Here is a 26,084-nt window from a genome sequence, read left to right as displayed (position 1 = left end):
AGGAATCGACCATGTCGCCCGAGGTCATCGCCGAGCTGGCGCCGACCGGCGTGTTGCGCGCCGGCATCAATCTCAGCAATTTCCTGCTGGTCACCGGACGCACCGCGGCGGGCGAGCCGGAGGGCGTCTCCCCTGGCATGGCCCGCGCCATCGCCGACCGGCTCGGCGTGCCGGTGCGCTACGTGCCCTTCCCGAAGCCTGGCCTGCTGGCCGATGCGGTGGACCAGGATGCCTGGGATATCGGCCTGATCGGCGCCGAGCCGCAGCGGGCCGAGAAGATCGCCTTCACCGCCGCCTATGCCGAGATCGAGGCGACCTACCTCGTCCCCGCCGGCTCCCCGATCCGGAGCATCGCGGAAGTCGACCGGCCGGGCATCCGCATCGCGGTCACCGCCCGCGCCGCCTATGACCTCTGGCTGGAGCGGAACATCCACCAGGCAACGCTGATCCGGGCCGAGAGCCTGGACGGGGCGCTCGACCTCTTCAAGGCGGAGGGGCTGGAGGTGCTGGCCGGCCTCCGCCCGCGCCTGCTGACGGATGTCGAAGCCCTGCCCGGCGCGCGCATCCTGGATGGCCAGTTCACCGCCGTGCAGCAGGCGATCGGCACCGCCCGCGCCAAGACGGCCGGCGCGGCCTTCCTGCGCGACTTCGTCGAGGAGGCGAAGGCGAGCGGCCTGGTCGCGCGATTGATCGAGCAGCACAAGGTCCGCGGCCTCTCTGTCGCGCCGGCCGCGGCCTAGACCGGCTCCGCCGCCGCCATCGCCAGCCGCGCGGCATGCGCGGCGGCGATGTGGGACCGCGCCGCCGCCTCGGCCGAGGCGGCATCCCGCGCTGCGATGGCGGCGACGATCCGCCCATGCTCCTCCCGCGCCGCCGCGACGCGGCCGGGCTGTGCCAGCGTCGTCGGCCCCAGCAGAAGCAGCGCGTCGTTGATCGAGGAGAGCGCCCGCAGCAGGTAGCGGTTATGCGCCGCCTGGTGCAGCGCGCGGTGGAAGCGGCGGTTGTGCTCCGCCACCGCCTCGAGCGGGATGCGCGCCTCCTCCTCCATCAGCCGCTGCAGCAGCATGATGTCGGGCCGCCCGGCATGCTGCGCCGCCAGCCGCGCCGCGGTGCCTTCGAGCGCCTCCCGCATGCCATAGAGCTCGTCTACCTCGGCATGGTCATAATGCGCGACGCAGAGGCCGCGGCCGGGCAGATGGGCGATCAGGCCATCGGATTGCAGGCGGCGGATCGCCTCCCGCACCGGGGTGCGGCTCATGCCGAGGCTCTCGGCCAGCTCCACCTCCAGCACCCGCTGGCCGGGCTGGAGGGCGCCGCTCCGCAGCCCCTCGCGGAACCGCTCATAGGCCTGGTCGGCGAGGCTTCCGGCAGGGCGGGGCATGCGTCTGCATACACGCGCATGCAGCGGTGCCGCAAGCATTGACCGGCAGGGCCTAAGGCCCGCTCAGACGGACATCTGGTCTAAGCCAGACTTCGGACACAACGTTGCAGCCGTGAGCGTCCTGCCGGATCGGGTTGCTGTTGCGCATCTCCTTAGGTGCCCCGCAGTTCGAGCAGTGGGCCTCCTGCTCGGCCGGCACGTAGAGCGAAATGGGCAGGCCGCGCGGTTATGGCAGAGGTGGAGTTTACTGGTAAGGCCACACCGGGAGAACCCGAGGGTCTCTCAACGAGTCCGCGCTTTCTTGAGGTCACAGCGGTGCGCCTAGATGCTCGTGTTGTCGCTCATCTGCAGCCTACAGGTCAGTCTTGCCGCTACTACCGAGCACATAGACCATCACATCCAGCACCGGCTGATCGTTCGTTCAGGCCGTCCCGCGCAGCTTGTTCAATAACAAGGGCGAGACGATCGCAGGCACCCTGTCCGTGCGGTAGAACTGAGCCACCTTCAGGATCCTCGCAATTAGGAACCGCGAATCAAACGTCACTCCCGGCAGCAAGTGTTATCAATGCGGTACCTATCCGAAATCTCGAACATTGCCATTGAGTCAAATCTTCTCAAGCGGAGGTTTTATTGGTAAAGTGGGACCTCTACCAGTTAGCAACATACACTACAGCGTTATGGAGGTTAAGATGAAGCGTATTTTGGTGGCTGGCGACAGCCATTCTGCATTCTGGCGCGGCCGGAATGGCGTAGCTAACAAAGGCACAGCTTTTGTCGGTGTTGATGTCTTGCATATCGGCCCAGCGACTGCCCACATGCTTTTTGTAAACGGCGAGCCGCATCGCCGAAACGCCGTGCCGTTGACAACGAAATTGAAAGCGGATGTGGGTAAGTATGCCGCCCTGGTGTTGTGTTTCGGTGAAATCGACTGCCGCGTGCATGTAGTAAAAAGCGCGCTAAGCAACAAAATTTCAATCGATCAAGCTGTTGATTTGACCATTGCTCGATACATGGAATTCATCGACTGGATAAAAAGCAATTGGGAGATACCGATCGTTCTCTGGGGGCCTCCGCCCTCGACGCCAGAAACCGGGAAGATTAGCTTTAATCCTCGCCTTCCAGCCATCGGGAGTATGTATGAGCGAAACTACGCAGCCTTCTGCTTCACTGAGGCTCTTAAGCGCGAAGCTGCAAAACGGCTAAGCGTCGAAGTTGCATCTATTTTCGAGGAATGTGTCGATTCATCGGGAGCAACTGTTGAATCCGCGTTGTGTGATGGTTGTCATCTCGATGTTCGCATGATGCGGCATGCGATTCCAGCGTTGCTGGACGCTATAGAACGTCTCGGTCTAGGTTGTATGAGTGGGAATTTCGCGCGGCATTGGCCCGTGTTAGAGACGGCTCGCGTGCGAAATGTGGCGGCGAGCCTCGTGCCTAAAGTTAGCAGTTGGGCAATCCCATCCACTGACCAGCGTCGGGCCGAGCTCCCAGACTCTGTTGTTGGCAAACCTGTCATTCGCACCAGTTCTGAAAATAAACCTTGGGTTTTGTTAGATTTGGCGGCCGGCTATTTTGTCAAAAAAATCGAACTCCTTGATAGTCAAGGTAAAGAAATTCACGACACAGACATTATTATCGAACAATCATTGGATAAGATCAGTTTCCTGCCTGCATCTAACGAAAATTTGGAAAATCCGACAAGATTTATTCGTATTCAATTAGGCCGGGAGGGCCGTCTGGAATTTGGGACTATTCGGGTCCTTGCGCCGAAGTTCGAAGTTCGCTTCCAAGACGAGTAAGTCCCGATCTAAGCCGCGCGGATAGCCTGACCCAGAGAAGAATTGAGGATCGAGTGGCAAAGCTAAAGTAGCTTTCGGTGGTCTGGTCGTGGCGAGGGGCGACGCGCCAGACAAAGCCGGTCGGGTCGGTCCCGTCGGGTCTTTTCCCCCCTGCTGCGTCAGGCGGCTTGCCGATGCAATCAGCATCGGCTGCGCCACCTATCTGCCAGGAGCCAAAAAATCCCTCGCCAGCCCTCAACCTCCGGCCTTGTCTAACGGGCCCTAGCGGCGGAGCATCGGCGCATGCGCACCCTCCCTACCTGGCGGTCCCTGCTCTATGTCCCGGCGACGCGGGAGAGCTTCATCGCCAAGGCCCATACCCGCGGCGCGGACGCGATCATCCTCGACCTCGAGGATGCGGTGGCGCCGGCCGAGAAGCCCGCTGCCCGCGCCGCGCTGGCCGGCGCCATCCCCCGGGTGAAGCAGGGCGGGTCCGAGGCCTGCGTCCGCATCAACCGCCCGCTGCGGATGGCGGTGCAGGATATCGATGCCGCCATCGCCGCCGGCGCCGATGCGCTGGTGCTGACCAAGCTGATGGGGCCGGAGCATGTCCGCCTGCTGAGCGAGCTGATCGCCGAAAGCGAGGCGGCGCATGGCGTGCCGCTCGGCTGGACCCGCTGCATCGGCCTGGTCGAGACCGCCGAGGCCCTGTCCGCGATGGAGGCGATCGCCAAGGCCGATCCGCGCCTGGTCGCGCTCGGCGCCGGGGGCGAGGATCTGGCGACCGATCTCGGCGCCGAACCCTCCCCCGATGCGCTCTATGTGCCGAAGATGATGGCGGTCCTGGCGGCCCGGGCGGCGGGCATCCTGCCGCTCGGCTTCATCGGCACGGTGGCCGGGCTGTCCGACCCGGAGGGCTACCGCGCCATGCTCCGCCGCTCCCGTAAGCTCGGCTTCGCCTGCGCGAGTTGCGTCCACCCCTCCCAGGTGCCGGTCATCAATGAGGAATATGGCGACAGCCTGGAGGCCATCGCCCGCGCCAACCGCATGGTTTCCGCCTTCGAGACGGCGGTGGCCGAGGGCCTCGGCGCCGTCGCCTTCGAGGGCGAGATGATCGACGAGCCGGTGGTGGAGCGGGCGCGGCGCCTGCTGGCCCGCGCCCGCTCCGCCTAGGCCACCGCCGCCGCCTTGCGCCGGCCGGAGGCCGCGAGGACCAGCAGCAGCCCGGCCAGGGCCAGCGCCGCGCCGGCCATGGCCACCGCCCCATAGCCGAGGCCGAGCGAGATCACCCCGCCGCCGACCGCGGCCCCCAGCGCATTGCCGAGGTTGAAGGCCCCGATATTGACCGAGGAAGCCAGGCCCGGCGCCTCGGCCGCCGCCTGCATCACCCGCATCTGCACCGGCGGCACGATGGCGAAGGTCGCGGTGCCCCAGGCTAGCAGGCCGATCGCCGCGCCCAGATGGCTCGTCAGCAGCAGCGGCAGCACCGCCATGATCGCGGCCAGGGCGCCGAGGAAGATCATGGTCGCCCCATCCAGCGACCAGTCCGCCAGCCGCCCGCCGAGCCAGTTGCCGATGCTGAAGCCGATGCCGATCAGCACCAGCGCCAGGGTGACGAAAGCGGGTGAGGCCCCGGCCAAGGTCTCGAGCGCCGGCGCCACATAGGTATAGAGGGCGAACATCGCCGCCGAGCCCATCACCGTCGTCGCCATGGCCAGCAGCACAGCGGGGCGGAGGAGCACCCCGAGTTCGCGCCGGATATCGGGCATCCGTCCCACCTCCCCCCGCGGCAGCGCGAGGAAGAGCGCGCCCATGGCGAGGATGCCCAAACCCGCCGTGCCGGCGAAGGACAGGCGCCAGCCGAGGTGCTGGCCGAGCCAGGTCGCGGCCGGCACGCCGCCGATATTGGCGATGGTCAGGCCCATGAACATCGTCGCCACCGCGCTCGCCTGCCGGTCCTTCGGCACCACGCTCGCTGCCACCGTGGCGCCGAGGCCGAAGAAGGCGCCGTGGTTCATGCTGGTGACGATCCGCGCGGCCAGCAGCGTCCAGTAGTCCGGCGCGATGGCCGAGAGCAGGTTGCCGATGGTGAAGATGCCCATCAGCAGGATCAGCGCATTGCGCCGGCGCAGCCGGCCGAGCGCCAGCGTCATCACCGGCGCGCCGAGCATGACGCCGACCGCATAGGCGCTGACCAGCAGCCCGGCGGTCGGGATGGAGACGCCAACCCCGGTGGCGATGACCGGCAGCAGCCCCATCGGGGCGAATTCGGTGGTGCCGATGCCGAAGGCACCGACGGCAAGCGCGAGCAGGGGCCAGGTCGAGGCGCGCCAATTCCTGTCCGGCGGCGCGGCGCCGGCTTCGGTTACGGACATGAGGGAAGTCTCCTGTGAGCGTTGCCCAGAGGATGGTGCAGCGCAGCACCCGGGATAACCCGCCCCGCCGCCACATCAGCCGTGAATGCATTTCACAGATGCCGCATGCTCCGCCCCGGTCGGCAGGGACAGCGGCGCATGGACAACCGGATCGGGGAGCTGCAGGTCTTCCTGCGCGTGGTGGAAGCCGGCAGCTTCTCCGAGGCCGCCCGCCAGCTGCTGATGACGCCTTCCACAATCAGCAAGCTGATCGCCCGCATGGAGGCCCGGCTCGGCGTGAAGCTGATCGAGCGCTCGACGCGCCACCTCCTGCTCACGGAGGAAGGGCGGCTCCTCTACGAACGGGGCGGCGGGCTGCTGGCCGATCTCGAGGCCTTCGAGCGAGAGCTGGCGCAGGGCGCCGGCCATCCCGGCGGCACGATCCGGGTGAACGCTTCCGTCACCTTCGGCACCCTCGCGCTGGAGCCGCTGCTACCGGCATTCTGGGAGGCCTATCCACGGATCGTCGTCGACCTCTCGCTCTCGGACGAGATCGTCGACCTCTATCTGGACCGCACCGATGTCGCCATCCGCATCGGCCCCCTGCCCGATTCCAGCCTCGTCGCACGGCGGATCGGGGTGGCGCGGCGGAAGATCGTCGCCTCACCTGCCTATCTGGCGCGCCACGGCAGGCCGGAGAACCTCGCCGATCTCGGCGCGCATAACTGCCTCGCCTTCAATTTCCGCCGCAGCGCCCCGGTCTGGCCGAGCCGCGAGGGCGGCCGCATCCTCGGCCGGCTGGTGACCGGCACGCTGCTCGCCAATAATGGCGAGACGGTCCGCCGCCTGGCGGTCGCGGGTGTCGGCCTCGCTCGCCTCGCCGATTTTCATGTCCGTGACGACATCGCCGCCGGCCGGCTGGTGGAGCTTTTCCCCGATACTGGCGATGAGGAGGAGATCCACGCCCTCCACCTCGGCGGCCCGCTGCTGCCGCAGCGGGTCCGCGTCTTCCTCGACTTCATGCTGCCCCGGATGCAGGCCTATCTCCGGGGCGAGGATTAGTCCGCGTACTGCCCCGCCGCCTGGATGATCGGCCGCCACTTGGCGATATCGGCCTGCCAGAAGGTCCGGTGCGCTTCCGGCGTCGCCCGGTCCTGCGCCACCGGCGTGGTGCCGAGCTCGGCAAAGCGCGCCACCACCCGTTCATCGCGGAGCGCCACCTGCAGCGACTGGGACAGCCGCTGCACCACCGCCGCTGGCGTGCCCTTCGGCGCATAGAGGCCGTGCCAGACGCTCACCTGGAATTCCGGCAGCCCCGCCTCGGCCGAGGTCGGCACATTCGGCAGGGCCGGGATGCGGCTCTCGGTGGTGACGGAGAAGACCTTCAGCGCACCGGAATTGATCTGCTCGGTGGTGTTGGTGGTCTGGTCGCACATCAGGTCGATGCGGCCGGAGAGGATTTCCTGCATCGCCGGGCCGGTGCCGCGGAAGGGCACCGTCGTCATCGGCGCATCCACCGCCTTCATCAGCAGCAGGCCACAGAGATGGCTGGCGGCGCCGATGCCGGCATTGGCGTAGTTCAGCCCCTCGCGCTCCCGCCGGATCACGGCGATGGCCTCGGCGAGGTTGTTCGCCGGGAAATCCTTCTTCGCCACCAGCGTCATCGGCACTTCGGTGATGAGGCCGATCGGCTCGAACCCGCCCACCGGGTCATAGGCGAGGCGGCGATAGAGCGTCGGCGCCGTCGCCATGCCGATATGATGCAGCAGCAGCGTGTGGCCATCCGGCCGCGCCTGGGCAACGCGCTGGGACCCGATCGTGCCCCCGGCCCCGCCGGCATTCTCCACCACCACGGTCTGGCCGAGGTCGCGGCCCATGCTCTCGGCCACCAGCCGGGCGACGGTGTCGGTCGGCCCACCGGCGGCGAAGGGGACGATGACGGTGATGGTGCGGCTGGGGAATTGCTGCGCCGCGGCCGGGCCGGCGGCAAGCAGCGACAGCGCCATCAGGGCGCGGCGGGCAATATGGTTCAAGGCGGGATCCTCCCGGTGCGGCGACGTTCCAATCGCGCCGCTTAGATTACCCCGCCGTCAGAGAGCAAGCCCCATTTGCGTCAGGCGTCCATCTTGAGGGCGGCGATGAATGCGCTTTGCGGAATCTCGACCTTGCCGAACTGCCGCATGCGCTTCTTGCCCTCCTTCTGCTTGTCGAGGAGCTTCCGCTTGCGGCTGATATCGCCGCCATAGCATTTCGCGGTCACGTCCTTCGACATGGCGGAGATGGTTTCGCGCGCGATCACCCGGCCGCCGATCGCCGCCTGGATCGGGATCTTGAAGAGTTGGCGCGGGATCAGCTCCTTCAGCCGCTCGCAGATCTGCCGGCCGCGCCGGTCGGCCTGGCTGCGATGCGCCATGAAGGACAGCGCATCGACCGGCTCGGCATTCACCAGGATGGAGATCTTCACCAGGTCGCCGGCCTCGTAGCCATCGACCTGGTAGTCGAAGCTGGCATAGCCGCGGCTGAGCGATTTGAGCCGGTCGTAGAAATCGAAGACCACCTCGTTCAGCGGCAACCGGTAGACCGCCATGGCGCGGGTGCCGACATAGGTCAGCTCCACCTGCCGGCCACGGCGCTCGTTGCAGAGCGTCAGCACGGGCCCGAGATATTCATCCGGCACCATGATGGTCGCCTTGATCCAGGGCTCCTGGATTTCCGCGATCACGCTCGGGTCCGGCATGTCGGCCGGATTGTGCAGGTCGAACTCCTCCCCGTTCGTCCGCTTCAGCTTGTAGACGACGGAGGGGGCGGTCGCGATCAGGTCGAGATCGAACTCGCGCGACAGCCGCTCCTGCACGATCTCGAGGTGCAGGAGGCCGAGGAAGCCGCAGCGATAGCCGAGGCCCAGCGCCGCCGAGGTCTCCATCTCGTAGTGGAAGCTGCTGTCGTTCAGCCGCAGCTTGCCGACGCTCTCGCGCAGCTTCTCGAAGTCGTCGGCATCGACCGGGTAGAGCCCGCACCACACCACCGGGATGCTCGGCTTGAAGCCCGGCAGCGCCTCGGCGGCCGGGTTGCGGTCATCGGTGATGGTGTCGCCGACATTGGTGTCCGCCACCGTCTTGATGGCCGCCGTCACATAGCCCATCTCGCCCGGCCCGAGGCTCTCGGCGGCGATCATCTTCGGGGTGAAGACGCCGACCTGCTCGATGGTATGCACCGCGCCGTTCGACATCATGCGGATGCGCTGGCCCTTGCGCAGGTGCCCGTCCCTCACCCGCACCAGCACGACGACGCCGAGATAGGCGTCGTACCAGCTGTCGACCAGCAGCGCCGTCGTCGTCTTCGCGGCATCGCCGGTGGGCGGCGGCAGGCGCGTCACGATCGCCTCCAGCACGCCCTCGATGTTGAGGCCGGTCTTGGCGCTGATCTCGACCGCATCCGAGGCGTCGATGCCGATGACGTCCTCGATCTGCTGCTTCACCCGCTCGGGCTCGGCGGCCGGCAGGTCAATCTTGTTCAGGACCGGCACGATCTCGTGGTTGGCATCGATCGCCTGGTAGACATTCGCCAGGGTCTGCGCCTCCACGCCCTGCGAGGCATCGACCACGAGCAGCGAGCCTTCGCAGGCGGCGAGGCTCCGGCTGACCTCATAGGCGAAGTCCACATGGCCGGGCGTATCCATCAGGTTGAGGATATAGGTCTCCCCATCCTTCGCCTTGTAGGCGAGGCGCACGGTCTGCGCCTTGATGGTGATGCCCCGCTCCCGCTCCAGCTCCATGTTGTCGAGGAGCTGTTCCTTCATCTCCCGCGCGGTGACGGTGCCGGTGGCCTGGATCAGCCGGTCGGCGAGCGTCGACTTCCCGTGGTCGATATGGGCGATGATCGAGAAGTTGCGGATACGGGCGAGCGGAGTATCGGGCATGGGATTCCGGCGGCCGGTTCAGGGATGCCCGGCCTCTTGCAGTTGCAGATAAGGCAGGAGCCGGCCAAGTCAAAGCACTGGATTGGCCGGCCCCGGTTCAGCCGCGCAAGGTGGCCCCCGTCGCCTTGCCGACCGCGGCCACGATCTTCGCCGCCGCCGCCTCGATCTCGGCATCGGTCAGCGTCGCCTCGCGCGGCTGCAGCACGGCCTGGATGGCGAGGCTCACCTTCCCCTCCGGCAGCTTCTCCCCGGCATAGCGGTCGAACAGCACCACCTCGGCGATGAGCGCCTTGTCCGCCCCGCGCGCCGCCCGCAGCACCGCCTCGGCCGAAACCCCGGCATCGACGAGGAAGGCGAAGTCCCGCCGCACCGGCTGGAAGGCCGGCAGGTCCGGCGCCCCCTTCTTGCGGCGCTTGGGCTCCGGGATGGCATCGAGGAAGACCTCGAAGGCGACCGCCGGCCCCGTCAGGTCGAGCGCCGCCGCGACCCGGGGATGAATCTCCCCGAAAGTGGCGAGCACCGTCTTCGGCCCCTGCCGCAGCACGCCGCTCCGGCCGGGATGGTAGAAGCCCGGCGCATCGGCGGTGACGCTCACGGCCGCCATCGGCACCCCGAGCGCCGCCAGCACGGCCAGCGCATCCCCCTTCGCGTCCATCGCATCGATGCCGCGCGAGGCCTCGGCCCAATGCCGCGGCGTATGCCCGGTCCGCACGCCGGCGGCGACCTGCAACTGGCCCTCCGGCGAGGCATCGCAATAGGCGGCGCCCAGCTCGGCCAGCGCCACATCCGGATATCCCCGCGCCGCGTTGCGCGCCGCCGCCTGCAACAGGCTAGCGACCGGCGTCGGGCGCATCTGGTCGAGATCGGCGGCGATCGGGTTCTCCAGCCGCAACACGGCCGGCGTCTCCCCGAAGAGCGACGCGACCTTCGCCTCCAGGAAGCCGAAGCTGACGCAGTCCAGCATCCCCCGCGCCGCCAGCACCCGCCGCGCCAGCGCCGCCCGGGCCTGTTTCGGGCTCAGCGCCGGCGGCGGCACGATCCCGGCGACCGGCAGGGAGACCGGCGGCACCTGATCGAGCCCACGGATGCGCAGCACCTCCTCGACCAGGTCGGCCTCGGGCTCCACCTCGGCGCAGCCCTCGGCCGCGGCGCGGGCGCGCTCGGCCGGCAGGCTGGGCGCCTGGTCCAGCGCCCCCTTGGCCGCGATGTCGTTCCGCCAGGGCGGCACCGCGACCGTCACCCGCTCGGCATCCCGCGATTCCACCGTGAAGCCGAGGCGTTCCAGGATGCCCACCGCCTCATCCGGCGCCACCTCGGCGCCACCGAGGCCGGCCAGCCGCGCGAAGCGCAGCGTCGCGCTGCGCTGCCAGGCCGGCGGCGTACCGGCCGCCGAGACCTCGCTCGCCTCGCCGCCGCAGAGCTCCTGCATGGTCCAGGTGGCAAGGTCGAGGGCATGCGCCGGCAGGGCCGGGTCCACGCCGCGCTCGAACCGCGCCCGCGCATCGGTGCGGATGTCGTGCCGCCGGCCGGAGAGCGCGATGCGCACCGGGTCGAACAGGGCGCATTCGATGAAGACCTCGGTCGTGCCCTCGTCGCAGCCCGAATGCTCGCCGCCGATGATGCCGCCGAGGGATTCCGGCCCTGCCTCATCGGCGATCACGCCATCCTCCGGCGTCAGCGCATAGGTCTTGCCGTTCAGCGCGACCAGGCTCTCGCCTTCCTGCGCCATCCGCAGCGTCAGCATCCGGCCCCGCACCTTCGCCACGTCGAAGACATGCAGCGGGCGGCCGAGGCCATGGGTGTAGAGGTTGGTTACATCGACCAGGGCATTGATCGGCCGCAGCCCGATCGCCACCAGCAGGTCCTGCAGCCATTTCGGCGAAGGCCCGTTCCGCACCCCGCGGATGGCCCGGCCGATGACATAGTCGCAGGCGCGCGGATCGGCGATCTCCCAGCGCAGCGGCGAGGGATAGACGCCCTCGATCCGCGGCTCGCCCAGCGGCTTCAGCCGCCCGAGCCCCGCCGCCGCCAAGTCCCGCGCCACGCCATGGACGGAGAGCGCATCGCCCCGGTTCGGCGTGACGCTGATCTCGATGATCGGGTCGTCCATCCCCGCCCAGCGCACATAGCTCTCGCCGAGTGGCGCATCCTCCGGCAGGTCGACGATCCCTGAATGGTCGTCGCCGAGCCCCATCTCGCGCGCCGAAAGCATCATCGCCTCGGAGGCGACGCCGCGGATCTCGCCCTTCTTGAGCGTGATCCCCGTGCCCGGGATGAAGGCCCCCGGCAGCGCGACGACGCCCTTCATCCCCGCCCGCGCATTCGGCGCGCCGCAGACGACGGAGAGCAGCTTGCCGTCGCCCGTATCCACCTTCAGCGCGCGAAGCCGGTCCGCATTCGGGTGCTGCACGGCCTCGACGACATGGGCAATGCGGAAGGAGGCGAGCGCGGCGCCGCGATCCTCCACCCCCTCGACCTCGAGCCCGATGGTGTTCAGCGTGGCGAGGATATCCGCCAGCGGCGCCTCGGTCTCGAGATGCGCGCGCAGCCAGGACAGGGTGAACTTCATCTCACACACCCTCCGTGAGGGACGGGGGCGAGAGCGGGTCGGCCGCGTAGTGGCGCAGCCAGCGCAGGTCGCTCTCGTAGAAGGGGCGCAGGTCCGGCATGCCGTGCTTCAGCATGGTGATGCGCTCGATCCCCATGCCGAAAGCGAAGCCCTGCCACTCCCGCGCATCGATGCCGCAATTGGCCAGGACCCGCGGATGCACCATCCCGCTCCCCAGGATCTCCAGCCAGTCGCCGCCCTTGCCGAGTTCGCCGGTCTTCCGATTCCAGCCGATATCGACCTCCATCGAGGGCTCGGTGAAGGGGAAGTAGGAGGCGCGGAAGCGCACCGGCAGGTCGGAGATGCCGAAGAAGGCGCGAAGGAAATCGATCAGGCAGCCCTTGAGATGGCCGAGGGTGATCCCGCGATCGATCACCAGCCCCTCCACCTGGTGGAACATCGGGCTATGCGTCGCGTCATGGTCGGCGCGCCAGGTGCGGCCGGGGACGATGACGCGGATCGGCGGCTCCTGCCCGAGCATGGTCCGCGCCTGCACCGGCGAGGTATGGGTGCGCAGCACCGGCCGCCGGCCATCGGTACCGGCGGGCAGGTAGAAGGTGTCGTGGTCCTGCCGGGCCGGATGGTGGTCCGGGATGTTGAGGGCCGAGAAATTCAGCCAGTCGCTCTCGATATCCGGCCCCTCCGCCACCCGGAAGCCCATGGCGCCGAAGATCGCCGTCAGCTCCTCGATGGTCCGGCTGATGGGGTGGATGCCGCCCTCCCCAGCCCCGCCCGGCGGATGCGGCCGCGGCGGCAGGGTCACGTCCAGCCGCTCGGCGGCCAGCCGCGCCTCCAGCGCCGCCGCCTCCAGCGCCGCGCGCCGCGTCTCGATCGCCGATTCCAGCTCTGCCTTCAGCCGGTTGAGCGCCGCCCCACGCTCCTTGCGTGCCTCGGCAGGCACAGCGCCGAGCCCCTTCAGCAGCCCGGTCAGCCGCCCGCTCTTGCCGAGCGTGCCGACCCGCACCGCATCCCAGGCGCGGAGATCGGCGGCGGCGGCGAGGGCTTCGGCGGTCTCGCCCCGAAGGGTCTCGAGGTCATCGCTCATGCGTCAGGTCCCAAACAGACAAAAGGCCGCACCCTTCCGGGAGCGGCCCCTTGCGCAAATTCTCCCCGAGGGGAGGAAATCAGGCCGCCGGCGTCGCCGGGGCCGGACGCGCCGCGCGGGCCTTCTCGACCAGCGCCGCAAAGCTCGTCGGATCATCGAAGGCGATGGCCGCCATCACCTTGCGGTCGAGCTCGATCCCCGCCGCCTTGATGCCGGCGATGAACTGGGAATAGGTCAGCCCGTGCTCGCGCACCGCCGCGTTGATCCGCTGGATCCAGAGGCCGCGGAAGTCACGCTTCTTGTTGCGGCGGTCGCGATAGGCGTATTGCAGCGCCTTCTCGACCCGCTCCAGCGCGGGACGGAAATTCGTGGAAGACCGGCCGACATAGCCCTTGGCGAGCTTGAGGACCTTCTTGTGACGGGCGTGCGCGGTGACGCCCCGCTTGACGCGTGCCATGGATCAGCCCCCCTTACCGGACCAGCCCATAGGGCGCCCATTGCATCACCGTCAGACCGTCCTGGTGCCGCAGCACCTGGGTCCCGGTGTTCTGCCGCTTCACCTTGGAGGAGCGGTTGCGGAGCATGTGCCGCTTCTTGCCGGGGCCGGCGAGCACCTTGCCCGTGGCCGTCACTTTGAAGCGCTTCTTCACAGAAGACTTCGTCTTCATCTTGGGCATTTGGACCTCCTTGTCCGGTCGGGATGCGCGCCGCGAGGGCGCGCGAAGCCGCGGACGGGCATGCCCACCAGGCCCGTCGCGCGGAAAGAGGGGCGGCGTATAGCGGCGCGCCGCCCGGGATGCAAGCGCCGGCCGCCTGCCCTATAACCTGTCCATGGCGGATCATATCCTGATCGGGGCCGGCGAGCGCCCCTGCACCCTTCTCCTCTCCCGCGCGAACCGCCACGGGCTGGTCGCCGGCGCCACCGGCACCGGCAAGACCGTCACCCTGCAGACCCTGGCCGAGGGCTTCTCCCGCGCCGGCGTCCCGGTCTTCTGCGCCGATATCAAGGGCGACCTGGCCGGCCTCGCCCAGCCCGGCCGCCCCAACCCGAAGCTGGAACAGCGGGCGCTTGAGCTGGGCGAGGCGGATTTCGCCTATGAGCCCTCGCCCGCCATCCTCTGGGACGTTTTCGGCCAGCAGGGCCAGCCGCTGCGCGCGACGGTCGCCGAGATGGGGCCCCTGCTGCTGGCCCGCATGCTGGAGCTGAACGAGACGCAGGAGGGCGTGCTCACCATCGCCTTCAAGCTGGCCGATGACGAAGGCCTGCTGCTGCTCGACTTCAAGGACCTCCGCGCCATCCTGACGCATGTCGCCGAGCGCGCCAGCGAGCTGGGCGCCACCTATGGCAATGTCAGCAAGGCGACCATCGGCACCATCCAGCGCCGGTTGCTGATGCTGGAGCAGGCGGGCGGCGAGCAGTTCTTCGGGGAGCCGGCGCTGTCGCTGGCCGACCTCATGCTGCTGACGCCGGATGGCCGCGGCGCCATCAACGTGCTGGCCGCCGACAAGCTGATCGCCTCCCCCCGCCTCTATGCCACTTTCCTGCTCTGGCTGCTCTCCGAGCTCTTCGAGGAGCTGCCGGAGGTCGGCGACCTCCCGAAGCCGAAGCTCGTCTTCTTCTTCGATGAGGCCCACCTCTTGTTCCGCGACGCCCCGAAGGCGCTGGTCGAGAAGGTGGAGACGGTGGTGCGGCTGATCCGCTCCAAGGGGGTGGGCATCTATTTCGTCACGCAGAACCCCCTCGACCTCCCGGCGACCGTGCTCGGCCAGCTCGGCAACCGGGTCCAGCACGCGCTCCGCGCCTTCACCCCCGCCGAGCAGAAGGCCGTCCGCGCCGCCGCCGAGACCTTCCGCCCCAATCCGAAGCTCCGCGTCGAGGAGGCGATCACCCATCTCGGCGTCGGCGAGGCGCTGGTTTCCACCCTGCAGGAGGACGGCACGCCGAGCCCGGTGGAGCGCGCCCGCATCATTCCCCCCCGCGGCCGCATCGGCGCCATCACGCCCGAGGAGCGCGCCGCGGTGCTGAAGGCAAGCCCGCTCGCCGGCCGCTACGACCAGGCGATCGACCGCGACTCCGCCTATGAGCGGCTGCAGGGCCGCGCCACCGCCGCCCCCGCCTCCGGCCCCTGGCGCAGCGGCCCGGCCCCGACCCGCGACAGCAATCCCTGGGGTGGCGCCACCTCCCTACCGCCCCTGCCCGCCCCGGCCCCCGCCCGCGGCGGCCGGATCCCGCAGATCCCGCCCCGCCAGCAGGGCAGTGGTGGCATGGGCGAGATCCTGGGCGACATCCTCACCGGCCGCGGCGGCAAGCGAGAGGGCGTGGCGGAATCCATGGCGAAATCCGCCGCCCGCAGCATCGGCAGCTCGGTCGGGCGGCAGATCAGCAATGCCGTGCTGCGCGGCGTGCTGGGCTCCATCCTGAAGCGGTAGCCGCCTCTAGGTCGTGCCCGGGCTTGACCCGGGCACCTCGGCGCCGCTGCCGGGATGGCCGAATCAAGCCCGGCCATGACGTTCGGGCGGAGGTTTGGCCGGATCGAACCCGCCCAGGGTTGGAACCGCGCCACCGACAGGGCATATCTCCCCCGTCATGACCTCCTTCCGCAAGATGCACGGGCTCGGCAACGACTTCGTCGTGCTGGATGCCCGCCGGGCCGCGCTGCCGATCACGCCCGCCCGCGCCGCCGCCATCGCCGACCGGCGGCGGGGCATCGGCTGCGACCAATTCATCCTGCTGGAGCCCGGCACCGACGGCGCCGATGTCTTCATGCGCATCCGCAACCCGGACGGGTCCGAGGCCGGCGCCTGCGGCAATGCCACCCGCTGCATCGCCTCCCTCGTCGCCGGGGAGACCGGCGCCGACCGCGTGGTGGTCCGCACCATCAGCGGCGACCTGCCGGTGGAGCGGCTCGGCGAGGTCTGGCGGGCCGATATGGGCCCCGCCAGGCTCGGCTGGCAGGATGTCCCGCTGGCCCGCGCCATGGATACGCTCCACCTGCCGCTGGAGGACGCCGCCGCCTGTTCCATGGGCAATCCCCATGCGACGGTCTTCGTCCCCGATCTCGACGCCATCCCGGTCGGGACGCTCGGCCCCCGGCTGGAGCACGACCCGCTCTTCCCGCAGCGGGCCAATATCGGCTTCGTCCAGGTGCTGAACCCGGAGCATATCCGCCTCACGGTCTGGGAACGCGGCGCCGGGCTGACGCTGGCCTGCGGCTCCGGCGCCTGCGCCGCGCTGGTGAATGCCGCCCGCCGCGGCCTCACCGGCCGGGCCGCCACCGTGACCTTGCCCGGCGGCGACCTGCATATCGAATGGCGCGCGGACGGCCATGTGCTGATGACCGGCCCCGTCGCCACCGCCTTCACCGGCACCATCGACCTCGACGCGCTGCCGCTGTGACTGTCGAACTCCTCACCTTCGGCTGCCGCCTCAACACCTATGAGTCGGAGGCGATGCGCGACCTCGCCGGCAAGGCCGGGCAGCGCGGCATCATCGTCAATACCTGCGCCGTCACCGCCGAGGCCGAGCGCCAGGCCCGCCAGGCCATCCGCCGCGCCGCGCGCGAGAACCCGGGCACGCCGATCATCGTCACCGGGTGCGCCGCCCAGATCGCGCCGGAGAATTGGGCCTGCCTGCCCGGCGTTACCCGCGTCATCGGCAATGCGGAGAAGCTGAAGCCCGAGGCCTGGGCGCTTGATGCCCCGCCCGCCCCGGTGACGGACATCATGGCCGCGACCGAGACCGCCGCCCATCTGGTGACGGAGTTCGCCGGCCGCGCCCGCGCCTTCGTCCAGGTCCAGCAGGGCTGCGACCACCGCTGCACCTTCTGCGTCATCCCCTATGGCCGCGGCCCCTCCCGCTCCGTCCCGATCGGCGCCATCGTCGAGCAGGTCCGGGCCCTCGTCGCGCATGGCTACAAGGAAGTCGTCCTCACCGGCGTCGACATCACCAGCTACGGGCCGGACCTCCCAGGCCAGCCCCGCCTCGGCCAGATGATCCGCCGCCTGCTGGCCCTGGTGCCGGAGCTGCCGCGCCTCCGCCTCTCCTCCCTCGATCCGGTCGAGATCGATGACGACCTCTGGCGCCTCATCGCCGAGGAGCCGCGGCTGATGCCGCATCTGCATCTCTCGATGCAGCATGGCGCCGACCTGATCCTGAAGCGCATGAAGCGCCGCCATCTCCGGGCGGATGCGCTGGCGGTGGTCCGCCGCGCCCGGGCGCTGCGGCCGGAGATCGCCTTCGGCGCCGACCTCATCGCCGGCTTCCCGACCGAAACCGAGGCGCAATTCGCCGAAATGCTCGATTGCGTCGCGGAGATGGAACTCGCCTTCCTGCATGTCTTTCCCTATTCGGAGCGTCCCGGGACTCCGGCAGCCCGGATGCCGCAAGTGCCGGTGCCGGTGCGGAAGATCCGTGCCGCCCGGCTGCGGGCGGCGGGTGCGGCAGGGGCGGCGCGCTTCTACGCCGCCAGGCTGGGGCAGGAGGAAGCGGTGCTGTTCGAGCGTGAGGATCGCGGCCACACCGCGCATTTCGCCCCGCTGCGCCTGACCGGCGGCCGCGCCGAGCCGGGGGCACTGCGGCGCCTCCGCGTCACCGGCGCCGATGCCAATGGCCTGCTGGCCGAGGCGGCCTGACCATGGCGCTGAAGGACTGGCTCACCCGCCTCCGCGGCAAGGCGCCGACCGAAACCGAGACGCCCCTCTCCACCCCGCCCGGCCAGTTGCCGGAGCCCGAGCCTCCGACCGGCGCCCCCACCCTGTTCTCGCCGGCCTCGCCGGGCCTTCCCATCCCGCCGGTGGCCTCCCCGCCGCCCTTTACGGCCCAGCCACCCCTCTCCCGCATCGGCGCCGAGCCCGAGCCCGCCGCGCCCCCTCCCTCCCCGCCCCTCGAGCTGCTGCCGCCGCAGGACAATGCAGGCGCCCTGCGCGAAGCCGAGGAGAATCTGGAGCCGGAGGAGGAGGAGCCGGAGGCCGAGCCCACGCCTGAGGCCGGTCCCGCCGCCCGCGCCGGCTGGCTCTCCCGCCTCCGCGCCGGCCTGTCCCGCTCCACCGCCCGCCTCACCGAGAGCGTCACCACCCTCTTCCGCAAGCGCCGCCTCGATGAGGAGGCGCTGGAGGAGCTGGAGGAGACGCTGATCGCCGCCGATCTCGGCGTCGCCGCCGCCCGCCGCATCGTCGAAGGCTTCCGCAAAACGCGCTTCGGCAAGGAGGTCACCGACGAGGAGGTGAAGGCGGCGCTGGCCGAGGAGATCGCCGCCATCCTCGCCCCCGTCGCGGCGCCGATGCCGCTGGAGCCGGCCCGCGCCCCGCATGTGGTGCTGGTCGTCGGCGTGAACGGCACCGGCAAGACCACGACCATCGCCAAGCTCGGCCAGCAATACCGCGAGGGGGGGCTGCGCTGCGCCTTCGTCGCCGGCGACACCTTCCGCGCCGCCGCGGTCGAGCAGCTGCAGATCTGGGGCGACCGCACCGGCGCCCGCGTCCATGCCCCGGCGAAGGAAGGCGCCGATGCCGCCGGCCTCGCCTTCGATGCGCTGACCGCGGCCCGCGCCGATGGCACCCAGGTGCTGCTGGTCGATACCGCCGGGCGGCTGCACAACAAGTCCGCCCTGATGGAGGAGCTGCGCAAGGTCATCCGCGTCATCAAGCGCGTGGAGCCCGAGGCGCCGCATTCCGTGCTGCTGGTTCTGGACGCGACCACCGGCCAGAACGCCCTGCAGCAGGTGAAGGTCTTCAAGGAGATGGTCGATGTCACCGGCCTTGCGGTGACCAAGCTCGATGGCAGCGCCAAGGGCGGCGTCGTGGTGGCGCTGGCCCAGGAATTCGGCCTGCCGGTGCATTTCGTCGGTGTCGGCGAGAAGGCCGGCGACCTCCGCCCCTTCGAGGCGCGGGACTATGCGCGGGGCCTGGTCGGCCTCGCATGATCGCGCAGTCATGATCCCCCGTCGGGCGCTGCCGCTGCTGCTGCTGGCCCCCGCCGCCCGGGCGCAGGAACCGCCCGCCGCCTTCATCGACCTGATCCCGACCGAGGGCCGCGCCGCGGTGCGGCTGAACGCCATGCAGGTGGTGCGCGTCGCGCGGCTCGACGGCGCCACCGTGCTCGACACCACCGCCTATGTGCAGCAGCGCAGCAGCGAATCGCTGGACGCGGTGATCCGCCGCCTCCAGGCCGCCGGGCTGCGGATGGTGCCGCTGACCGACCTGAACGGCGGCCGCACCTATCTCGCGCTGGACCGCATCGTGGTGGTGCGCCCGTCGGAGGAGCGGCACGCAGCCGGCGCCCGGTCCGCCATCGTCGTCGCCGGGCTGCGCTTCGCCACCGATGTCGCGGTGCGGGAGACGGTGGCCGAGGCCATGGCGGCGATCGCCGCCGCACATTGAGCAGAGGGGGACACGCCATGCCGACCGAGATCCGCTGGGACCGGATGACCGGCCCGGAGCTGAAGGCGCTCGCCGGGCGCGACGCGCTGGTGGTGCTGCCGGTCGGCAGCATGGAACAGCACGGGCCGCATCTGCCGGTCTGGACCGACAGCGCCTGCGCCCATGAATTCGCCCTCCGCGCCGCCACTGCGGTCGCCGATGACCTGCCCGTCGCGGTGCTGCCGCCGCTCTGGCTCGGCCTGTCGGAGCATCACCTGCCCTTCGGCGGCACCATCACCCTCGACCACGCCACCTTCCAGGCGGTAATCCGCTGCGTGGTCCGCTCGCTGGTGGCGGAGGGCTTCCGCAAGCTGCTGATCGTCAACGGCCATGGCGGCAATATCGACCCGCTGGCCGTCGCGGGCCGGGAGCTGGCGGTGGAATTCGGCATCCCCATCGTCACCACCACCTGGCCCCAGGCGGCGGCCAAGGAAATCGGCGCCATCCTGACGACACAGCCCGGCGTGCAGCATGCCTGCGAGGGCGAGACCAGCCTCTGGCTTGCCCTCGACGCCGCCCAGGTGCGGCAGGGGATGATCGCCGAGAGCCTGTCCAACCCACCGCCCAACCCGCCCGCCGGCTTCGTCCGCTTCTACTCCTTCGAGGAGCGCGCCCCCCGCACCGGTGTCCGCGGCGATCCGCGCGCCGCGACGGCCGAGAAGGGCGAGGCCATCTTCGCCGCCGTTACCAAGGCCATCGCCGCGGCGATGCGCGACCCCGTGCTCTGGACCGCGCCCGATGCGGTCTGGGACAGCGGCCGCGGGCTGAAGCCGCAATAAGCCGGGGTCCCCGCGGCGCCGCGCGGCGGCGTCGTGGGGGATTCAGTAAGCGAAGGGCACCGTCAGCCGGGCGCCCGGCGCCGGCTTGTAGAGCTTGTCCTCCAGCAGGTTCGGCGCCCCCTCCGCCGCCAGCCCCCGCCCCGGCAGGTTCCGGTAGAGCAGGCTGGGGCCGAGGCTCGTCCGCTCCTGCGGCAGGACCTGGCGCGGATCGAGGTCGCGATTCGGCACCGGCGCCTGGCTGCCGACCATGGGCGGGATGCGCGGCGCCTGCGGACGCGGCGCCTGCTTGGCGAGGTCGAGCGGCGGCGGCTTCGGCACCGCCGGCACCCGGGGCCGGCGCGGCGGCGCGGGCCGTGGCGGGGCCGCCGGGGCGGGCGCGGCGGCGGCGGGCGGCTCGGGCGTGACCACCGCCTCCTCAGCCAGGGCGGCCGTGGTCCAGCCGAGCAGCAGCAGCGGCAGCGCCCAGGCCCTCATAGCGCCGATCCCTCCATCGGGCTGGTCCCGCGCGCATCCTCCGGCGGGTTGGTCGCCGGCGCGCCGAGCGGCGCCCCGAGACTTTCCCGCCACCGCCGCAGCGCCCAGTGCACCGAGGGGAAGGCGATCTCGCCCCAGGGAATCTCCGCCCAGTCGAAGAGCCGCACCTCCAGGCTCTCCGGCCCGGCCTCGAAACCCGGCTCGGCCAGGCCGGCGCGGAAGATCACCTGCACCTGGCCGATGCGGGCAATGGAATAGACCGCCAGCACGCCCTCCAGCGCGATCCGTGCCCGGGCTTCCTCCCAGGCCTCGCGCCGGGCGCCCTCCTCGACCGTCTCGGCCATTTCCATATAGCCGGCCGGCAGGGTCCAGAAGCCGCGGCGCGGCTCGATCGCGCGGCGGCAGAGCATCACCTGTCCATCGACCGCGACGACGCTGCCGACGACGATCTTCGGATTCTCATAGGCGACGAAGCCGCAATCGGCGCAGGTCAGCCGCTCACGGTCGTCGCCCTCGGGGATGGTGCGCACGAAGCTCGCCATGCGCCGAGGATGCGCGGCGCCCCCGGCGGACGCAAGGGTGGGATCAGACCCGCAGGTCGAGCAGCGAGCCGCGCGGCGGCGGCCGGGCCGGGGCGGCGGGCACCGCCTCCAGCCCCCGCTGGACGGGCTGGGCCTGGGTGGCAGCGGAGGGGCCGGCGGGGACGGCAGGTCCGCGCACCGGCTGGGCCGGCCGGGCCGGCGCCACCTGCGCGGTGAAGGCTGCAAGCGTATTGCTGCTGATCATGCCGCGGATCATCGCCGCGAGATCTGAATCCGCGATGAAGGGCGCATCGGATCCGGGACGGGGCGGCTGGCGCATGCCGCAGCATCGCCGACCGCCCCGTTAACCGTCCAGTAACCCTTGGTCACACCTGAGCAGGACTCAGGCAGTCTCCAACGCCGCCACGCCCGGCAGGGTCTTGCCTTCCAGCCATTCCAGGAAGGCGCCGCCGGCCGCAGAGACATAGGTCATCCGCTCCTCGACCCCGGCATGCTTCAGGGCGGAGACGGTATCGCCGCCGCCGGCGATCGATTTCAGCCCCATGGATTGCGTCAGGCCAGCCACCGACTGCGCCACCGCGACCGTCGCCGCATCGAAGGGCGGCGTTTCGAAGGCGCCGAGCGGGCCGTTCCAGACCAGGGTCGAGGCCTGGCGCAGCCGCGCCTCGATCGCCGCCACCGTATCCGGCCCGACATCGAGAGCCATCATGTCGGACGGCACCGCATCGACGGTGACCTCCCGCGTCGGCACATGCTCGGCAAAGGCGGCGGCCACGACCAGGTCGGTCGGCAGGATGATCTCGCAATTCGCCGTCTTGGCGCCTTCGAGGATGGCGCGGGCGGTGTCGTACATCCCGGCCTCCTGCAGGGACTTGCCCATGGCATGGCCCTGCGCGCCGAGGAAGGTATTGGCCATCGCCCCGCCGATGACCAGCACATCGACCTTCTTCACCATGTTGCCGAGCAGGTCGAGCTTGGTGCTGACCTTGGCGCCGCCGACGATGGCGACGACCGGCCGCGACGGATTGCCGAGCGCCGCATCCAGCGCCTCCAGCTCCGCCTGCATCAGCCGGCCGGCATAGGAGGGCAGCAGCCGCGCCACGCCCTCGGTCGAGGCATGGGCGCGATGCGCGGCGGAGAAGGCGTCGTTCACATAGACATCGGCGAGCTTCGCCAGCGCCGCGGCCAGCGCCGGGTCGTTCTTCTCCTCCCCGGCATGGTAACGGGTGTTCTCCAGCAGCAGCACCTCGCCATCCTTCAGCGCCGCTGCGGCCGCCTCCGCCTCCGGCCCGATGCAGTCATCGACGAAGCGGACCGGGCGATTGAGCGCGAGCGAGAGCGCCTCGGCCATCGGCTTCAGCGACATCTCGGGCACGCGCTTGCCCTTCGGCCGGTCGAAATGGCTGCAGACGATGACCCGCCCGCCCTTCTCCGCCAGCTCCTGGATGGTCGGCGCCAGCCGCTCGATCCGGGTGCGGTCGGTGATCGTGCCATCCTTCATCGGCACGTTCAGGTCAGCCCGCAGCAGGATGCGGCGGCCCTTGGGGTCGAGGTCGTCGAGGGTGCGGAAGCGGGGCATCCGGTGGGGTCCTCATGCGGCGCCCGCCAGCTCGGCGGGCGCCGTGTTGTCCAGGCTTACAGGCTGCCGAGCAGCGCGGCGGTGTCCGACATCCGGTTGGAGAAGCCCCACTCGTTGTCGTACCAGCTCATCACCCGCACCAGCGCGCCGTCGACCACCTGGGTCTGGGTGGCGTCGAAGGTCGAGGAATGGGCGTCATGGTTGAAGTCGATGCTGACCAGCGGCGCGGTGTTGTAGCCGAGGATGCCCTTCAGCTCGCCCTCCGCGGCCTCCTTCATCGCCGCATTCACCATCTCCTTCGTCACGCCCTCGGTCTTGAGGTTCACGTCGAGCGAGATGAGCGAGACATTCGGCGTCGGGATGCGGATGGCGGTGCCGTCCAGCTTGCCCTTCAGCTCCGGCAGCACGAGGCCGACGGCCTTGGCCGCACCGGTCGAGGTCGGGATGGCGGAGACCGCCGCGGCACGGGCCCGGTGCAGGTCCTTGTGCAGCGTGTCGACCGTGTTCTGGTCGCCGGTATAGGCGTGGATCGTCACCATATAGCCGCGCTGGATGCCGAACTTCTCGTGCAGCACCTTCGCCACCGGGGCGAGGCAGTTGGTGGTGCAGGAGGCGTTCGAGACGATCTGGTGGCTCGGCTTCAGGATCTTGTGGTTCACGCCATAGACGATGGTCGCCTGCGCGCTGTCGTCGGCATGCGCCTCGGCCCAGGTGACGGGGGCGGAGACCAGCACCTTGCGCGCGCCGGACTGCAGCAGCAGCGCCGCCTTGTCGGAATTGGTGAAGATGCCGGTGCATTCGGCCGCGACATCGACGCCCTGCCAGGGCAGCTTGGTCGGGTCGCGCTCGGCCGTCACCTTGATCGGGGCATAGCGGCGGCCATTGGCCGAGATGATCATCGAGTTGCCCTCGACCTGCACCTCGCCCGGGAAGCGGCCATGCACGCTGTCGTAGCGGAACAGATGCGCATTGGCCTCGACCGAGCCGAGGTCGTTGATGGCGACGCATTCGACGTCGTCGCGCCCGCTCTCGATCATCGCGCGCAGCACCAGGCGACCGATGCGCCCGAACCCGTTGATCCCGACCTTCACGGCCATCGTCTTTATCCTCTTCCCTCGTGGAGCCCGTCCGGGCTCATGCGATCCGCTTCTTCACCGCTGCCGCCACCGCCTCGGCGGTGATGCCGAAATGGCGGAACAGCTCCTCCGCCGGGGCGGAGGCGCCGAAGCCCTCCATCCCGATGAACAGGCCTTCCGGCCCCAGCCAGCGGTCCCAGCCGAAGCCGATGGCCGCCTCCACCCCGACCCGGAGCGCGCTGCCGAGAACCTCCTCCCGGTAGCCGGCATCCTGGGCCGCGAAGAGCTCCCAGCAGGGCAGCGAGACCACGGCGGTGGCGATACCTTCGGCCTCCAGCGCCGTCCGGGCAACCAGGGCGAGGGACACTTCCGAGCCAGTTGCGATCAAGGTTGCGCGGCGGGGGCCAGACGCCTCCTCGACCACATAGCCGCCGCGGGCGCAGCGATTCTCACCCGCCTCCGCGCGATAGGGCGTGAGGTTCTGGCGCGACAGGGCGAGCACGCTCGGCCCGTCCGCCCGCTTCACCGCCAGCTCCCAGCACTCGGCCGTCTCCATCGCATCGCCGGGGCGGAAGACGAGGAGGTTCGGGATGGCGCGCAGGCTGGCCAGCGTCTCGACCGGCTGGTGGGTCGGCCCGTCCTCGCCGAGGCCGATGCTGTCATGCGTCAGCACATGGATCACCCGCTGGCGCATCAGCGCGGCGAGGCGAATGGCCGGGCGCAGATAGTCGGCGAAGACCAGGAAGGTGCCGGAATAGGGGATCAGGCCGCCATGCAGCGCCACGCCGTTCATGGCCGCCGCCATGCCGTGTTCCCGCACGCCCCAATGGATGTAGCGCCCGGAGAAATCCCCGCGCCTGACCGAGGGGATGCCCTTCACATTGGTGTTGTTCGACCCGGTCAGGTCGGCCGAGCCGCCCACCATCTCCGGCACCGCCGGCACCAGGGCCTCCAGCGCGCGCTGGCTGGCGATGCGGCTGGCGATCTTCGGCCGGTCCTCGGCGGTCTTCGCCCGCAGCGCCGCCAGCGCCTCGTGCCAGGCCTCGGGCAGGCGGCCGGCCATGGCGCGCTCGAAATCGGCCTTCATCGGGTGCTTGGCCAGCCGCTTCAGCCAGGTGCGGCGGGTGCCGGCCGAGCGCCGCCCGGCCGCTTCCCAGCGCTCCCGCAGGCCGTCCGGGACCTCGAAGGGCGGGTGGTTCCAGCCGAGGGCCGATTTCGCCGCCGCCCCTTCCTCAGGCCCGAGCGGGCTGCCATGGCTGGCCGCCGTGCCGGCCTTCTTGGGAGCCGAGAAGCCGATGATGGTCTTGCAGGCGATCAGGACGGGTTTGGGCGTCCGCACCGCCCAGGCCAGCGCCGCCGCGACCTCGGCCGTGTCGTGCCCGTCGACCCTCCGCACCGCCCAGCCATAGGACTGGAAGCGCTTCAGCGTGTCGTCGGTGAAGGAGAGCTCGGTCGCGCCGTCGATGGTGACGCTGTTGTCGTCCCAGAGCAGAGTCAGCTTGTCGAGGTTGAGATGCCCCGCCAGGGAGGCCGCCTCATGGCTGATCCCCTCCTGCAGGCAGCCATCGCCGGCGATGACCCAGGTGCGGTGATCGACCAACGACTTGCCGAAGCGCGCCGCCAGCATCCGCTCGGCCAGCGCCATGCCGACCGCATTCGCGACCCCCTGGCCGAGCGGGCCGGTGGTGGTCTCGATCCCCGGATGCTCACCGAACTCAGGGTGCCCGGCGGCCGGCGAATGCAGCTGGCGGAAGCGCTTGATATCCTCCATCGCCATGCCCGCCTGCCCGGTCAGGTGCAGCAGCGCATAGAGCAGCATGGAGCCATGGCCGGCCGAGAGCACGAAGCGGTCGCGGTCGGCCCAGCGCGGATCGGCAGCGTCGAATTTCAGGAATTGGGTGAAGAGGACGGTCGCCACATCGGCCATGCCCATGGGCATGCCGGGATGGCCAGACTTCGCCTTCTCCACCGCATCGATGGCGAGCGCCCGGATCGCATCCGCCATCCGCCGTTCCTCGGTCGCCGGGCGTGCCAGGATCGCGGCCTGGGCTTCGAGGGCCGGGTTGGGCTTAGGCTGGGGTTGGGAATCGGGCTCGAGGCTGGCCAAATCAGGACTCCTGAGAGAGCGCCGG

At 69.9% G+C, this 26,084-nt stretch carries 24 protein-coding genes; 10 read left to right on the top strand and 14 right to left on the bottom strand.

Annotation, left to right across the window (positions count from 1 at the left end; genetic code table 11):
• The first annotated feature begins 11 nt into the window (after positions 1–11).
• The gene (locus JMJ55_RS15690) at positions 12–740 is read left to right on the top strand and encodes a transporter substrate-binding domain-containing protein (protein WP_202826521.1); all 729 of its coding nucleotides are present in this window, start codon (positions 12–14) and stop codon (positions 738–740) included.
• On the opposite strand, the gene JMJ55_RS15685 is transcribed toward JMJ55_RS15690, so the two are convergent.
• Positions 737–1,381 carry a GntR family transcriptional regulator gene (locus JMJ55_RS15685; RefSeq protein ID WP_202826520.1) on the bottom strand — a complete coding sequence of 215 codons (645 nt, stop codon included), beginning with the start codon at positions 1,379–1,381 and terminating at the stop codon, positions 737–739. The two genes, JMJ55_RS15690 and JMJ55_RS15685, sit on opposite strands and share 4 nt — an antisense overlap.
• A 689-nt stretch (positions 1,382–2,070) precedes the next feature.
• Between JMJ55_RS15685 and JMJ55_RS15680 the strand changes: the two genes are divergently transcribed.
• Entirely contained in the window at positions 2,071–3,180 is a 1,110-nt protein-coding gene (locus JMJ55_RS15680; RefSeq protein ID WP_202826519.1) for a hypothetical protein, read from the top strand.
• A 282-nt stretch (positions 3,181–3,462) separates the two neighbouring features.
• Complete coding sequence (locus JMJ55_RS15675; protein WP_202826518.1) at positions 3,463–4,332, top strand: HpcH/HpaI aldolase/citrate lyase family protein; 870 nt, start codon at positions 3,463–3,465, stop codon at positions 4,330–4,332.
• Here JMJ55_RS15675 and JMJ55_RS15670 read toward each other — a convergent pair.
• Positions 4,329–5,534 carry an MFS transporter gene (locus tag JMJ55_RS15670; protein ID WP_202826517.1) on the bottom strand — a complete coding sequence of 402 codons (1,206 nt, stop codon included), beginning with the start codon at positions 5,532–5,534 and terminating at the stop codon, positions 4,329–4,331. The genes JMJ55_RS15675 and JMJ55_RS15670 overlap by 4 nt on opposite strands.
• Before the next feature lie 138 nt (positions 5,535–5,672).
• Between JMJ55_RS15670 and JMJ55_RS15665 the strand changes: the two genes are divergently transcribed.
• Positions 5,673–6,575, top strand: a complete 903-nt coding sequence (locus JMJ55_RS15665; protein ID WP_202826516.1) for a LysR family transcriptional regulator — start codon at positions 5,673–5,675, stop codon at positions 6,573–6,575.
• On the opposite strand, the gene JMJ55_RS15660 is transcribed toward JMJ55_RS15665, so the two are convergent.
• The 6 genes from JMJ55_RS15660 to rpmI all read right to left on the bottom strand — a co-directional run bounded on the left by JMJ55_RS15660 (position 6,572) and on the right by rpmI (position 13,762).
• Positions 6,572–7,546: a tripartite tricarboxylate transporter substrate binding protein BugD gene (locus JMJ55_RS15660; protein WP_328702664.1), complete on the bottom strand. Its 975-nt coding sequence runs from the start codon at positions 7,544–7,546 to the stop codon at positions 6,572–6,574. The genes JMJ55_RS15665 and JMJ55_RS15660 overlap by 4 nt on opposite strands.
• An 80-nt stretch (positions 7,547–7,626) precedes the next feature.
• Positions 7,627–9,432, bottom strand: coding sequence for a translation elongation factor 4 (gene lepA / locus JMJ55_RS15655; RefSeq protein WP_202826515.1), 1,806 nt, complete (start codon positions 9,430–9,432; stop codon positions 7,627–7,629).
• A 97-nt stretch (positions 9,433–9,529) separates the two neighbouring features.
• Positions 9,530–12,001, bottom strand: a complete 2,472-nt coding sequence (pheT, locus tag JMJ55_RS15650) for a phenylalanine--tRNA ligase subunit beta (RefSeq protein ID WP_202826514.1) — start codon at positions 11,999–12,001, stop codon at positions 9,530–9,532.
• Between the two features lies 1 nt (position 12,002).
• Entirely contained in the window at positions 12,003–13,085 is a 1,083-nt protein-coding gene (gene pheS, locus JMJ55_RS15645) for a phenylalanine--tRNA ligase subunit alpha (RefSeq protein ID WP_202826513.1), read from the bottom strand.
• Between the two features lie 79 nt (positions 13,086–13,164).
• Positions 13,165–13,542, bottom strand: a complete 378-nt coding sequence (gene rplT / locus JMJ55_RS15640) for a 50S ribosomal protein L20 (RefSeq protein ID WP_202826512.1) — start codon at positions 13,540–13,542, stop codon at positions 13,165–13,167.
• A 13-nt stretch (positions 13,543–13,555) separates the two neighbouring features.
• On the bottom strand, positions 13,556–13,762 hold the full coding sequence (rpmI, locus tag JMJ55_RS15635) for a 50S ribosomal protein L35 (protein WP_043335968.1): 207 nt from the start codon (positions 13,760–13,762) through the stop codon (positions 13,556–13,558).
• A gap of 154 nt (positions 13,763–13,916) precedes the next feature.
• Here rpmI and JMJ55_RS15630 point away from each other — a divergent pair, with 154 nt between their 5' ends.
• The 6 genes from JMJ55_RS15630 to JMJ55_RS15605 all read left to right on the top strand — a co-directional run bounded on the left by JMJ55_RS15630 (position 13,917) and on the right by JMJ55_RS15605 (position 20,281).
• Entirely contained in the window at positions 13,917–15,515 is a 1,599-nt protein-coding gene (locus tag JMJ55_RS15630; RefSeq protein ID WP_202826511.1) for a helicase HerA-like domain-containing protein, read from the top strand.
• Positions 15,516–15,672: 157 nt separating this feature from the next.
• Positions 15,673–16,482, top strand: a complete 810-nt coding sequence (gene dapF, locus JMJ55_RS15625; protein ID WP_202826510.1) for a diaminopimelate epimerase — start codon at positions 15,673–15,675, stop codon at positions 16,480–16,482.
• The gene (mtaB, locus tag JMJ55_RS15620) at positions 16,479–17,717 is read left to right on the top strand and encodes a tRNA (N(6)-L-threonylcarbamoyladenosine(37)-C(2))-methylthiotransferase MtaB (RefSeq protein ID WP_328702663.1); all 1,239 of its coding nucleotides are present in this window, start codon (positions 16,479–16,481) and stop codon (positions 17,715–17,717) included. Before dapF ends, mtaB begins: the two co-directional genes overlap by 4 nt.
• Positions 17,718–18,118: 401 nt before the next feature.
• Entirely contained in the window at positions 18,119–19,006 is an 888-nt protein-coding gene (ftsY, locus tag JMJ55_RS15615; protein ID WP_236033772.1) for a signal recognition particle-docking protein FtsY, read from the top strand.
• A gap of 10 nt (positions 19,007–19,016) precedes the next feature.
• Complete coding sequence (locus JMJ55_RS15610) at positions 19,017–19,463, top strand: hypothetical protein (RefSeq protein ID WP_202826507.1); 447 nt, start codon at positions 19,017–19,019, stop codon at positions 19,461–19,463.
• Between the two features lie 17 nt (positions 19,464–19,480).
• Complete coding sequence (locus JMJ55_RS15605) at positions 19,481–20,281, top strand: creatininase family protein (protein WP_202826506.1); 801 nt, start codon at positions 19,481–19,483, stop codon at positions 20,279–20,281.
• A 42-nt stretch (positions 20,282–20,323) separates the two neighbouring features.
• On the opposite strand, the gene JMJ55_RS15600 is transcribed toward JMJ55_RS15605, so the two are convergent.
• The 6 genes from JMJ55_RS15600 to tkt form a co-directional block, all read right to left on the bottom strand.
• Positions 20,324–20,755, bottom strand: a complete 432-nt coding sequence (locus tag JMJ55_RS15600) for a hypothetical protein (protein ID WP_202826505.1) — start codon at positions 20,753–20,755, stop codon at positions 20,324–20,326.
• On the bottom strand, positions 20,752–21,297 hold the full coding sequence (locus tag JMJ55_RS15595; RefSeq protein WP_202826504.1) for an NUDIX hydrolase: 546 nt from the start codon (positions 21,295–21,297) through the stop codon (positions 20,752–20,754). The genes JMJ55_RS15600 and JMJ55_RS15595 overlap by 4 nt, the downstream gene beginning before the upstream one ends.
• A gap of 43 nt (positions 21,298–21,340) precedes the next feature.
• Complete coding sequence (locus JMJ55_RS15590) at positions 21,341–21,616, bottom strand: hypothetical protein (RefSeq protein ID WP_202826503.1); 276 nt, start codon at positions 21,614–21,616, stop codon at positions 21,341–21,343.
• Between the two features lie 63 nt (positions 21,617–21,679).
• Positions 21,680–22,876, bottom strand: coding sequence for a phosphoglycerate kinase (locus JMJ55_RS15585; RefSeq protein ID WP_202826502.1), 1,197 nt, complete (start codon positions 22,874–22,876; stop codon positions 21,680–21,682).
• A gap of 56 nt (positions 22,877–22,932) precedes the next feature.
• Positions 22,933–23,973, bottom strand: a complete 1,041-nt coding sequence (gap, locus tag JMJ55_RS15580) for a type I glyceraldehyde-3-phosphate dehydrogenase (RefSeq protein WP_202826501.1) — start codon at positions 23,971–23,973, stop codon at positions 22,933–22,935.
• 37 nt (positions 23,974–24,010) lie between these two features.
• On the bottom strand, positions 24,011–26,059 hold the full coding sequence (tkt, locus tag JMJ55_RS15575) for a transketolase (protein ID WP_202826500.1): 2,049 nt from the start codon (positions 26,057–26,059) through the stop codon (positions 24,011–24,013).
• Positions 26,060–26,084 lie beyond the last annotated feature (25 nt).

It is taken from the genome of Belnapia mucosa (genome assembly GCF_016775475.1).
Lineage (GTDB): Bacteria > Pseudomonadota > Alphaproteobacteria > Acetobacterales > Acetobacteraceae > Belnapia > Belnapia mucosa.
Note: the sequence above shows the minus strand (reverse complement) of the source record. Positions and strands in the feature narration are given on the sequence as shown.

Excerpts from the sequence above, each read along its gene's own strand:
- JMJ55_RS15690 (WP_202826521.1), top strand. The coding sequence starts at position 12 with ATGTCGCCCGAGGTCATCGCCGAGCTGGCGCCGACCGGCGTGTTGCGC.
- JMJ55_RS15685 (WP_202826520.1), bottom strand. The coding sequence starts at position 1,381 with ATGCCCCGCCCTGCCGGAAGCCTCGCCGACCAGGCCTATGAGCGGTTC.
- JMJ55_RS15680 (WP_202826519.1), top strand. The coding sequence starts at position 2,071 with ATGAAGCGTATTTTGGTGGCTGGCGACAGCCATTCTGCATTCTGGCGC.
- JMJ55_RS15675 (WP_202826518.1), top strand. The coding sequence starts at position 3,463 with ATGCGCACCCTCCCTACCTGGCGGTCCCTGCTCTATGTCCCGGCGACG.
- JMJ55_RS15670 (WP_202826517.1), bottom strand. The coding sequence starts at position 5,534 with ATGTCCGTAACCGAAGCCGGCGCCGCGCCGCCGGACAGGAATTGGCGC.
- JMJ55_RS15665 (WP_202826516.1), top strand. The coding sequence starts at position 5,673 with ATGGACAACCGGATCGGGGAGCTGCAGGTCTTCCTGCGCGTGGTGGAA.
- lepA (WP_202826515.1), bottom strand. The coding sequence starts at position 9,432 with ATGCCCGATACTCCGCTCGCCCGTATCCGCAACTTCTCGATCATCGCC.
- pheT (WP_202826514.1), bottom strand. The coding sequence starts at position 12,001 with ATGAAGTTCACCCTGTCCTGGCTGCGCGCGCATCTCGAGACCGAGGCG.
- pheS (WP_202826513.1), bottom strand. The coding sequence starts at position 13,085 with ATGAGCGATGACCTCGAGACCCTTCGGGGCGAGACCGCCGAAGCCCTC.
- rplT (WP_202826512.1), bottom strand. The coding sequence starts at position 13,542 with ATGGCACGCGTCAAGCGGGGCGTCACCGCGCACGCCCGTCACAAGAAG.
- rpmI (WP_043335968.1), bottom strand. The coding sequence starts at position 13,762 with ATGCCCAAGATGAAGACGAAGTCTTCTGTGAAGAAGCGCTTCAAAGTG.
- JMJ55_RS15630 (WP_202826511.1), top strand. The coding sequence starts at position 13,917 with ATGGCGGATCATATCCTGATCGGGGCCGGCGAGCGCCCCTGCACCCTT.
- dapF (WP_202826510.1), top strand. The coding sequence starts at position 15,673 with ATGACCTCCTTCCGCAAGATGCACGGGCTCGGCAACGACTTCGTCGTG.
- JMJ55_RS15610 (WP_202826507.1), top strand. The coding sequence starts at position 19,017 with ATGATCCCCCGTCGGGCGCTGCCGCTGCTGCTGCTGGCCCCCGCCGCC.
- JMJ55_RS15605 (WP_202826506.1), top strand. The coding sequence starts at position 19,481 with ATGCCGACCGAGATCCGCTGGGACCGGATGACCGGCCCGGAGCTGAAG.
- JMJ55_RS15600 (WP_202826505.1), bottom strand. The coding sequence starts at position 20,755 with ATGAGGGCCTGGGCGCTGCCGCTGCTGCTGCTCGGCTGGACCACGGCC.
- JMJ55_RS15595 (WP_202826504.1), bottom strand. The coding sequence starts at position 21,297 with ATGGCGAGCTTCGTGCGCACCATCCCCGAGGGCGACGACCGTGAGCGG.
- JMJ55_RS15590 (WP_202826503.1), bottom strand. The coding sequence starts at position 21,616 with ATGCGCCAGCCGCCCCGTCCCGGATCCGATGCGCCCTTCATCGCGGAT.
- JMJ55_RS15585 (WP_202826502.1), bottom strand. The coding sequence starts at position 22,876 with ATGCCCCGCTTCCGCACCCTCGACGACCTCGACCCCAAGGGCCGCCGC.
- gap (WP_202826501.1), bottom strand. The coding sequence starts at position 23,973 with ATGGCCGTGAAGGTCGGGATCAACGGGTTCGGGCGCATCGGTCGCCTG.